A 10,879-nucleotide genomic window follows, 5' to 3' on the forward strand; every position below is an offset into this window, starting at 1 on the left:
ACAGCCCCCACTTATGCATCAGGCCGTCAGCGAATAAATCAACGCCGAAATCGCCACCAGACCCACCGCCGTCACAAACACATTCGAGGCCTGACCACGATAACGCGCCATGGCCGGTACTTTGCGGATGGCGTACATCGGCATCAGGAACAGGATTGCCGCGATGATCGGGCCACCCAGGGTTTCGATCATGCCCAGGATGCTCGGGTTCAGGGTCGCGACAATCCAGCACACCACCAGCATGAACGCAGCGGTCATGCGGTCCAGAGCCTTGGCACCCGGACGCTTGCCGCTCTTGATGATCAGACCTTTGAGGCCTTCGCTGGCGCCGATGTAGTGCCCCAGGAACGACTTGGAAATCGCCACGAAGGCAATCAACGGTGCCGCAAAGGCGATGGTCGGATTGCTGAAGTGGTTGGCCAGGTAAGACAGGATCGACAGGTTCTGCGCCTTGGCCTCAGCCAGTTGTGCAGGCGACAGGGTCAGCACGCAACTGAAGACGAAGAACAGCACCATCACCACCATCAAGGCGTGGGCGCGAAACAGGATCTGCGAGCTGCGCTCTTCGGCGTGTTCGCCATAACGACGCTTCTGGTCCACCGCGAACGCCGAGATGATCGGCGAGTGGTTGAACGAGAACACCATCACCGGAATGGCCAGCCACAACGTGTGCAGCAATGCCGACGGCTCAGGCAGCGTGGACGCGGTGCTGAGGATGCCGCCGTTCCAGTGCGGCACCAGGAACACCGCCAGGAACAGCAGCGCAACGATGAACGGGTACACCATCAGGCTCATGGCCTTGACGATCACCTGCTCACCGCAACGCACCACCGCCAGCAGGCCGAGGATCAGCACGAACGACAGAATCGCCCGTGGCGGCGGCGTGATGTGCAATTGATGTTCGAGGAAACTACCCACGGTGTTGGTCAGTGCCACGCTGTAGATCAACAGGATCGGGAAGATCGCGAAAAAGTACAGCAAGGTGATCAGCGCGCCGGCCTTGATGCCGAAATGCTCTTCCACCACTTCAGTGATGTCGGCGCCTTCACGACCGGACAGCACAAAACGGGTCAGGCCACGGTGGGCGTAGAACGTCATGGGGAACGCCAGCAACGCCAGTATCACCAGCGGCCAGAAACCGCCCAGCCCTGCGTTGATCGGCAAAAACAACGTGCCCGCCCCGATGGCCGTGCCAAACAGGCCGAGCATCCAGGTGGTGTCATGGCGATTCCAGCTCGAAAGACTTACTGGTGCCGCCGCTTCAAAGCGTTCGTCGACGCTTTTGGCCTGATCATTCATCCGGTGGGATCTCCGCATTCCGGTCAGTTGCTACCCGGTCAGGACGAGTCGGAAAAACCGACAGGCAGCGTCCTGGCCGAAACAGGGGCGCGATTGTCCGGGATTAGCGAGCAGAAGCAAAGACTTAGCTGAGCAGCGGTTGTGCGGATCAGATGGTTTCAGGGCCAACACACCCCTCCTGTGTGTAAGCGCGCGCCAGATTTGGCACCGTATTACAAGACATTTGGCACTGTCCCTCGTCGCTGCCTCCATCGGATTTAGCGCCGTGTCTGGCACGGCACCGGGACCAAGATTGGGGCTCAGCGATAACGGCTCGCAGATGTCCAGTCTCTATGTGAGGTTTGGGCACAACACGCCCGAATCACACCCTTATTTACGGTCGGTCCATCTTGCGAAAGATGGGTGGCACTCCTGTCCGCCAGGCTCACGAACTACAGCAACCATAGCGCAGGATCGAGCGTTCCGTGCTTCGAAAACGGTGTATATACCGGTACTGTTCTGGACTTCGAGTCAGGATGCAGGATGTACTTGCAATAGGTCGACAGGGTTCCGGAAGGACTGACATCCACATACAGATTGGGACCTTGCAGCTCCAATATGGCCAGCGTCTCCTTGAAATAGATCGGCTCTCTGAGCACTGCATCAAAATGATCGACTTCATAGGCGCGGATCATCGCTTTTTTCTGGCAGGAGAACACCGGCACCAACGGATGACCAGGTGTGCTGTTCCCATAGTGCTCACGCAGCGCCGAACGGGCAGGGTCGATCGCCGAGGAGTGAAACCCGTATTCGACCGGCAAGCGGCTGGTGATGTGGTTGCCCGCCTTGAGGTGTGCCTCAACCTGCTCGATCCGCGAGCGTTCTGCGGCGACCACGAAGTGCCTGTCAAAGGACACCGATGCTATCTCGCAGTTCTCGTGCAACAGGCGATCTTCATCGAACAGACTGGGTGGAGCAAACACCGAGAGCATTCCCCCCGGCTCGCAAGTCTGCGCCAGCACCCGAGCGCTCACGGCCAGCAGACCGATGCATTCCTTGGGGCTCAGCGCCCCGGATACCGCCGCACTCACCACCTCCCCCAGACTGGCTCCCAGCAGTACATCGGGATAAACACCACGGGATAACAGTGACTGGGTCAGGGCATATTCAAAACAGAAAACGGCCTGATTGGAGTAAAGGGTTGCGTCGAAGGGGATCAGTGCGCTGACCTGTTCATTGAATACGTAGTCAATGATCGACCCGCCGATTTCGGCCTGCACCCAACGGTCCAGACGTTTGAGACTGTCACGAAAAACCGTGTCGTGGGCAAACAAGGTCTTGCACATGTGGAAGTACTGACACCCTTGTCCGGGGTACATGAAAATGGTTTTGCGTTGGCTCATGGGTTCTGACTCTTCAAGAAATACACAGGCCCGGTAGCCGGTCTCTACGCCGAGCGGGCCAACAGTGTGAAGTCGACAAAGTGTTCGTCGACCAGAGGACGCATTCGACGCAGCAGCAAGTGTGGGGCGCGTGCTCCGTGACCGGCACAGCACAGAGCGGCCACATGGGTGGCGGTCGGTTCGAGCAGGCTAAAGTGCCAATCTGTGGCCGCTGACGCTGGATCGTTGAACCGGCATTCGATGCGCTCTACGTCTGGCATCTGGAAGCCGAAGCTGTCGAGTACCGTCGCAAGACCGGTTCCCGTGGCTTTGACATAGGCCTCTTTCAGCGTCCAGTAACGGACATACTGCTGCCATCGTTGCGCCGGTGGCAGGCAGTCGAGTGCCGACACTTCGCCCCGGGTAAAACAGCGCTGGCCGATGGCGATGAAATCATCGCCTCGCTCGTACGACTCGGTATCGATCCCCAACTGACCGCCGTTCATGACCGCAACCAGCACCACACCCGCACAATGGGAAATGTTGAACGACAACTCACGTTCTTCCTCAGAGGGACACAGAATCGTCGGGCGACCGTGTGCCGTTTTGCCGAACCGCCAATCCGCAGGCAACCGGTCGCTGTACCGAGAGAGCACGCAACGCACCAGGGCGCGAGTGACAAGATATTGCTGACGGTCACGGGCAAAATGGAAGGTCGACTCAGCCGCCCTCTCCTCTTCGCAGAGCAATTGGTCCCGGTAGCGTCCAGACAGCGCGGGGTCAATGTCGCTGCAGGTTGCCATCCACATATCGACTTTCCCTCGAGGCAATGTCAGCAGCTCGTGGACGGCGACCTTCTGGTTGGAAGCCGTCATCCCCTGACCGGAGCCGAGGATTGGGCTGGCGGTGTCAGCAACGCCAGCAACGGCGCCAGGCACCGACTGTCGAGCGCCAGTGCCCGTTGTTCGTGGAGAATGTCCTTGAGGATCGACGGGGTGGTCAGCGGGTTCGCCAGCACCACGCGCAAGACACAGATCGAGCGCCCCCCCGATACATCCGGCGTCAGCCGTGTACGCGACACAAAGGAGCGCCCGGCATCACGCTGGCGCTCCTGAATGTCCTCATTCAGCGCATCCAGGCCGTCCTGCAAGGCCACCCACTGTGCACCATCCGCCTTGCGCAATGCCTGCATGATCACTGAAGGGACGTGACGGTAAGTCAGAAGGCACAGTTGCGGCTCACTGAGCAGTTCGAAGTCGTCCTGCTGCTTGATCAATTCGGCAAAGTAACGGGCATTGTCGACCCCGTGATCAATCAGTTGCTCATACCCTCGGCGCCCCAGAATGTGCAGGTTGGCGTACAACAGCATCGCCATCGCGCTGCGCGAGCCCTCAAGGGTATGGCGCCCCAGGTCTTTGGAACCCTTGCGCACGATGTAGTTGGCGTGCTGACTGATTGCAGTGGCCAACATCGGCCGTTTGAAAAAGACCAGGCCGGCGCCCATCGGTACATACAGTTGTTTGTGGGCATCGATAACCACCGAATCGGCGCGTTCAATGCCTTTGAACAGTGGCCGTTGTCGATCCGACATCAGGCTCGCACCGCCCCATGCTGCATCCACATGGAAATGACAGCCAGCCTGCCCCGCGACATCGGCCATGGCATCAAGATTATCGATAGCCCCGGTTTCAGTGGTGCCCGCGATCCCTATCAGCGCCAGCGGCTTGATGTTGCCCAGACGCAACCGTTCAACACAGCTTTGCAAGGCGCCAATGCGAATGCGCCCGGCGCCATCGGTGGGCACCGCAATCAGATGGTCCTGACCGATCCCGAGAATATCGGCGGCTTTTTTCAATGAATAATGGCCACGTTCCGACACCAACAAGGCCAGGCCGTCGTAGCCATAGTGTTTAAGCCCGCTGGCCAGTCCCTCCCGGGCAACGCCGGCGAAGCCCTGGTCGGCGGGCATCAGGTTATTTCGACTCGCCCACAAGGCCGTGATATTGGCCGTGGTCCCGCCCGCGCAAAATGCACCCAGCACATGCTCGCCGCTCTGCAAGGACTGGCGATAGAAATCCTCGCTGCAACCAAAGACCAGTTGGTGCAGCATCCCCAGGACCTGGCGCTCCAGCGGCGTGAAGGCATTTGAGGTTTCCAGCTTCACCGGATTTTGATTCAGCGCCGTCATGATCTTTGCCAACGGCAACAGATACGAGGGCAGCGCCGAGGTCATGTGGCCGACAAATCTAGGAGAGGCCGTCGGCGTTGCACGGCTGAACACCTTGTCCTGCAGGTGCTGGACATGTTCATCAATAGACACCGGCAGCTCTGGAAGGCAGGCGGACGAGAACGCGGTCTCGAGCGCCTCCTTCATGTCGCCACCGAACGCCGGGCTGTTGAAGTAGCCGACCGGATCTCCCGCGATGGTGCGCTCCAGTTCGTTCAGCACCCTGCCATTGCCCGTGGAAGCACCGAATAGACGCAACAGCGCTTGCAAGTGCACCGACACCGCTTCTCCCGGACGCGCCCCGTCGTCCGGCAATGTGCGGTCAATCCCATGCTCGAATTGCGTCATAGTATTTTTCCACCGAGCTTGGTCAGTACATCCCCCGGACCGACTTCCTTGAACTGCGTGACACCGGTCGCCCGCATGTTCAGTACCGAGTCGCGCCACATTACCGAACTGCATAACTGCGCGGACAACCGCTCAACCAGACTGTCATCGCTGTATAGAGCGGCGTCAATGTTGGACAGCACCGGCACTCGCAACGGGGAAAACCTGATACCCCGCAGAAAGTCCGCGAACGCCTCCTTGAGCGGCGCCATCTGGCGTGAGTGGAACGCAGCGCTGACCTTCAGGGGCACATAGACAATGTTCTGCTCGTCAAACAACGCGTAGGCGGCGCTAAGATCGGATTGCAGCCCTGCAATCACAATCTGCGAGTCCGAGTTGTAGTTGGCCACATCGATGCCCGCCAGGGCGCCCTGACTCAAGCACTCACGGAGCCTGTCGAGGTCGCAGTTGATCACCGCCGCCATGCCCCCACTGGATGCGCTGCTCATCAGTTGCGCACGTTTATGGACAATGCGCAGACCATCGTCGAAACCGAACGCCCCCGCGACCAGCAACGCGTTGTACTCACCCAGGCTGTGCCCGGCCAGACAGGCTGCCGGTGCCGGGTCCTCCTGGATGGCCTTCAGGTAATACAAGGTGTTGACGGTAAACAGCGCCGGCTGGGTGTAAAGCGTGTTGTTAAGTTGGCGCTGCGGATCGTTCAGGCACAGCTCCCTGATCGAATAGCCGAGGATTTCATCCGCCTGACGCGTATAGAAATCGAACTCATCGAACAACTCTCCACCCATCCCCTGAGTTTGAGAGCCTTGACCGGGAAAAATATACGCTTTCATTTTCATTCACTCCTGTTTATTAGCGACCCGACTGCTGACGGGTCAGGCCTCGACCGATTTCATCAGCGGGGTTTTAATTGCTTCAGGCATTGCGCTGTCGTTCGTGGCATATAGGCGCTGGCAATAGCTGCTGATCTGGTCCAGAGCCGGTTCAGTGGACAGCATCAGCATGTGACAGAGGGCATCCACCTCGACGATTTCGATATCTGGTATTTGCCGCTTCCAGCCTTGTGCGTAATCGGTTTGTCCCAGGGCGCTGTGCTCGCCACGGACGAACAGATACGGTTGCAGGCCGCCGAAATAATTGCCGCCACGGTTGTGCAGGTAATGGCATTGAATGGCCGCCGGCTGAGGTAACGGCAGAATCAAGAAATTCGTGCTGTCGTAGGCCGACTGCACCTTGGCGTTATGCCGGATACGCTGCATCAACTGGCTGACGGAAACGTCCGCGCTGTGCTGACAGGCGCGCTCGGCGAGTGCCTGGAGAAAATCCTCGTCGCTGACGTCACTGTCGATCTGCTCCTGATGGATCATGTTCTCCAGCGCCTGCTCCAGGTCGTCGCCGTAGGAGGCGCCAATGGCAATGTTGGCGCTCTGCAGATAAAGGGTCTTGGTCGAAACCGCTGCCCCGCTCATGGCGTGACTGTCCAGGCTGTCGACCATCACCAGGCTTTCCACTGTTTCGCCGAGTTCCTGCAACTGCCGTGTCACTTCATAAGCCAGCGCGCCGCCGAGGGAATAGCCGCCCAGGGCGTAGGGACCGGAGGGCTGCTGCATCAGGATCAAATGGCAGTAATACGCCGCCATCGCTTGCAAGCCCTGCAAGGGCGCGCGCTCAGTCATGTAGCCCCGAGCCTGGATACCGAAGAACGGCCGCTCAATGCGTTGCGCCAATGTCTGGTATGCCTCGACGCCGCCGATGCCGGCATGAATCCAGAACACCGGACGCCCACTCCGGCCTTGATTGAGTGCCACTAACTCCGGATAGCGCCGGTTTAGATTGCGTGGCGCAAGTGACGTAACCGGGGTTGCCGGTTGCGCGTCCAGCAAACGGACAATGTCGTTCAGCGTCTGGCAATCGCGCAGGGCGTCCAGCGTGAACTCGCCGAAGCTCGCGCTCAGCCGTTGGTAAAACAGAATGAACGTCGCGGAGCCCAGGCCGTACTCACTCAGCGCCCGGTCCTCACGCCAGGTAGTGGCAGGCAACCCGGTCACTTCACTGAGGACGCCTCGAATCCGCTCCTGCGACGAGCCTTTCGGCTGTTCCCCAGCCCATTGCACCTCCGGCGCTGCCGCCGGCGGTTGCGTGTCGACCCAGCACCGGACCTTGTCGAACGGGTAAAGCGGTAACGTCACTGGGCGATGGGGCTCATTGCCGTCCAGGCGTCTCCAGTCGATATCGATACCGTTTGCCCACAGCGCCGCCAACAGAATCAGGCGCTGGTGATTCACGGCGTCTTCAATCAGGCTGTCGGTTGTCCGGCCCTGTGCCAGGGTTTCCAGCAATCGAGTATCAGGAGCATCGACGGCTCCGGCAAAACTGGCGCCATCAGGGGCATGCCAGTCCTCGGAGCCCGCACAAAATGCTTGCAGGTTCTGGATCAACTCCGGCACGTCTGACACCACGGTTGCCAGCCGCACATCCATAGCCTCGCGTTGCTGGCGCAGGGCTCGTGCGTAGTCGGTCAGGCTGATCGAAGGGTCTGCGCTCAATCGCTGCACATGTGCCGTCGCCAAGGATCGCAGCGATGACACACTATTGGCAGACAGCACAATCAACTGCTCGCTGGTTGCCAGGGGCACAAGTGCCGGAAACTGAGGCTGTAGGGCCTCAAACTCTTCGACGATGACGTGGGCATAGGTGCCGCCTGCACCAAACGAATTGATGGCGGCACGTCTCGGCAACCGGCTCTCCTTGCCGTCGACCATCATTATCGGTTGGGGCCAGTCGCACAGCGTCGATTGCAATTGAAAAGGCGCCTGCTGCAAGTCGATGTCGGTGTTCATCTGTTGGATGCCAGGCGTTGGCAGCCATTTACGGTGCTTGAGTTGCAGTAACACCTTGGTCAGTTGCGACAGCCCGGAAGCCGCCTCGGCGTGGCCGATATTGGACTTCACCGTACCGATCGCGCAGGCCACTCCAGGCTCGGTAAAGACCTTGCGCAGTGCCAGCATTTCCACGGCATCGCTGAGCGTGGCACCGTTGGCGGCGGCTTCGATGTAGCTGATGCTGTTGGCCGCAACCCCGGCCTGCTCCAGGCTTTCGCGTATCAGCGCGGTCTGTGCCTTTGCGTTCGGCGTGGCGTAATGACTGGCCCCGCCGCTGTGGCTGACGTGGCTCGAACGGATCACGCCCAGCACTTCGTCCTGATCACGCAAGGCGTCGCTCAGCGGGCGAAGCAAAACGGCCCCTACTCCTTCGCTGGGCAGATAGCCGCTGCCGTTGCTGAAACTGCGGCTGTCAGGTGCACTTCCCAACATGTTCGAGGCCCCAAGGCCGATGTACTTCTTGGGGTGCAACGACAGGTTGACGCCCCCGACAATTGCCCCGTTGCACTCTCCCCTCAGCAGGCTCTGGCGGGCGTAGTGCAACGCTACCAGCGATGATGAGCACATGGTGTCGAGCGCAAGACTTGGCCCCTGCAAATCGAACGCATGGGAAACCCGATTGGCGATGGAGCTGTAGGACGAGATCGACACCAGCGATTCGCTGAGAAGGTCGCTATCGACGTCGCTGTATTGCTGGTACATCGCGCCGACGAACACACCGATCTTTGACCGATAACGCTCGGCGATACGCTGGCGTGTCAGGCCAGCACTGTCGAAAAGATGCTGAACTGTCTGCAAAAACAGGCGCCCGTTCGGGTCAAGGACGCTGGCCTCTCGCGGTGTCAGGTTGAAAAACGCCGGGTCGAATGACGCGACATCATCCAGAAAACCACCCCACTTGCAGGTACTTTTGCCCAGCACTGGCGTGCGGGAATAGAAGTCTTCAGCATTCCAGCGCTCGGGGGGAATCTGACTGATACCGTCGTAACCGTCGGCCAGCTTTTCCCAGAATACGTCCACCGAATCGGCACCGGGATAACGCCCCGCCACCGCAACGATAGCGATCAATGGTTCCTGCTCTGTATCACTGTCTGCCACGGGCTGGGCAACGTAGTCGCTGCGCACGACGGGCTGTTGCACGGGTGCAACCACCACGACAGCGGGAGCAACGTCTTTGCCCGGTGCTTCAGGCACTTGATCGGGCCAGCGATTGGCCACAACGTCGGCATGCTTCGCCACAAAGAAATCGGCCAGCTCGGCTAACGTCTGGTATTCAAAAAAAAGCGTCTTGGGCAAGGAGCCAAAGTCACTTTCCAGGGAGCCGATAACTCTCATCATCATGACCGAGTCGATACCGTACTTGCTCAGTAGCGCATCGATTTGAATCCGTTGCTCGGCAAGCCCCAGTTCCACCGCCACCAATCGGGTCAGGTGGGCCAGTAATGCCGAACGCGACCCGGTCCCGGCCTGCGTCACTTTGCTCGGCGGTTTTATGGCATCCGGCACGGTTACTTGCGCACTGAAGCCATGCAGTGTCGCCGCCACCTGACGTATGCGCCGGGCATCGCCCTCGACCACCAAGACTTGCTCGTCACCCTGGACCAATGCCTGATAAAAGGCATTGAGTGCATTTGCGGTGGACAGGGCACGCAGGCCGCTGTCCTGCCACATGCGCTCCACCTGATGCGGGTCCATACGCATCCCGCCGTCCTTCCAATACGGCCAGTTGATCGACACCGATCGTCCGGCCCCCTGGCCGGCGCGCACCCGTTGCGCCCGCAGCCGGGCATAACCGTCCATGAACCCGTTGCCTGTGGCGTAGTCGGACTGCGCGGCATTGCCCAGTACGCTCGACAATGAAGAGAACAAGGCAAAGAACGACAACGGCAGCGACCGGGTCGACTGGTCCAAATTCACTGCACCGCGAACTTTGGGTGAAAGCACCTGCTCGAATTCGCTGACCGTCTTGTTCAGCAACAGGTTGTCGCGAATGATCCCGGCGCAGTGGATCACGCCGTCCAGCCGTCCAAAGGTCTCCAGCACCCATGCGATCAAGGCATCGACCGTCACCGGATCAGCGACATCGGTACGCCGATAGCTGACCAGGACGCCGGCACGCGCCCAGGCCTCCAGTTGCTGGCGCGCCGTCTCATCGACACTGGAACGACCGACGAGGATCACGCGGCAACTGATCCCCTGGCTCACAATCTCCTCGATCAAAAGGCGTCCCACGGCGCCCAAGCCGCCAGTGATCAGATACACATTCCCGGCCTGCCAGGGTAAAGGGCAATGGTCGAGCAACGTCAACTCCTGCCAGTCCAGCGCATAACGCTGATCATCACGGTAGAGAATTTCCACATGGCGGTCGTCCGCCTGCGCATTGCCGCGTAATTTCCCGGTAAGCGATGCCAGGCTCTCCTGCGCATTGACCGCAATGACCTGCCCGCGAAATTCCGGGTACTCGCTGGCAATCGAACGAAACAGACCGGCAATGCCAGAGCGCTGGGCAAACTGCACTTCGCTCAGGACTACCTGAACCAGCGGCAACTGCGTGCCGGCGCGACGTAGGCATTGGTGGAGATGCTCCAGCAACGACACTGACAGGCGCTCAAAGGACTGCGCCACGCCATCGGCTGACTGGCCACTGAAGTCATGGCACTGCGCGTCCGTGAAATGCGCATTCAAAGCCACGAACGGCAGCGAGGCCTTGTGACAAAAATAAATCTGGTGAGCTAATTGCTGCATGTTCTTTTCCTCGAACT

General features: G+C 59.6%; 6 protein-coding genes. All 6 read right to left on the reverse strand.

What is annotated here, in order from left to right; genetic code table 11:
• Nucleotides 1-18 precede the first annotated feature (18 nt).
• Nucleotides 19-1,299, reverse strand: coding sequence for an HAAAP family serine/threonine permease (locus POF45_RS04205; RefSeq protein ID WP_259494679.1), 1,281 nt, complete (start codon nucleotides 1,297-1,299; stop codon nucleotides 19-21).
• A gap of 431 nt (nucleotides 1,300-1,730) precedes the next feature.
• Entirely contained in the window at nucleotides 1,731-2,681 is a 951-nt protein-coding gene (locus POF45_RS04210; RefSeq protein ID WP_349016863.1) for an acyltransferase domain-containing protein, read from the reverse strand.
• 44 nt (nucleotides 2,682-2,725) lie between these two features.
• On the reverse strand, nucleotides 2,726-3,535 hold the full coding sequence (locus POF45_RS04215; protein WP_282315159.1) for a 4'-phosphopantetheinyl transferase family protein: 810 nt from the start codon (nucleotides 3,533-3,535) through the stop codon (nucleotides 2,726-2,728).
• On the reverse strand, nucleotides 3,532-5,235 hold the full coding sequence (gene panP, locus POF45_RS04220) for a pyridoxal-dependent aspartate 1-decarboxylase PanP (RefSeq protein ID WP_259494685.1): 1,704 nt from the start codon (nucleotides 5,233-5,235) through the stop codon (nucleotides 3,532-3,534). Before panP ends, POF45_RS04215 begins: the two co-directional genes overlap by 4 nt.
• Nucleotides 5,232-6,068, reverse strand: a complete 837-nt coding sequence (gene fabD / locus POF45_RS04225) for an ACP S-malonyltransferase (protein ID WP_282315160.1) — start codon at nucleotides 6,066-6,068, stop codon at nucleotides 5,232-5,234. The genes panP and fabD overlap by 4 nt, the downstream gene beginning before the upstream one ends.
• 42 nt (nucleotides 6,069-6,110) lie before the next feature.
• The gene (locus tag POF45_RS04230; RefSeq protein ID WP_282315161.1) at nucleotides 6,111-10,862 is read right to left on the reverse strand and encodes an SDR family NAD(P)-dependent oxidoreductase; all 4,752 of its coding nucleotides are present in this window, start codon (nucleotides 10,860-10,862) and stop codon (nucleotides 6,111-6,113) included.
• Between the last annotated feature and the right edge of the window lie 17 nt (nucleotides 10,863-10,879).

This window comes from Pseudomonas fungipugnans, from assembly GCF_029955235.1.
Classification (GTDB): Bacteria; Pseudomonadota; Gammaproteobacteria; order Pseudomonadales; family Pseudomonadaceae; genus Aquipseudomonas; species Aquipseudomonas fungipugnans.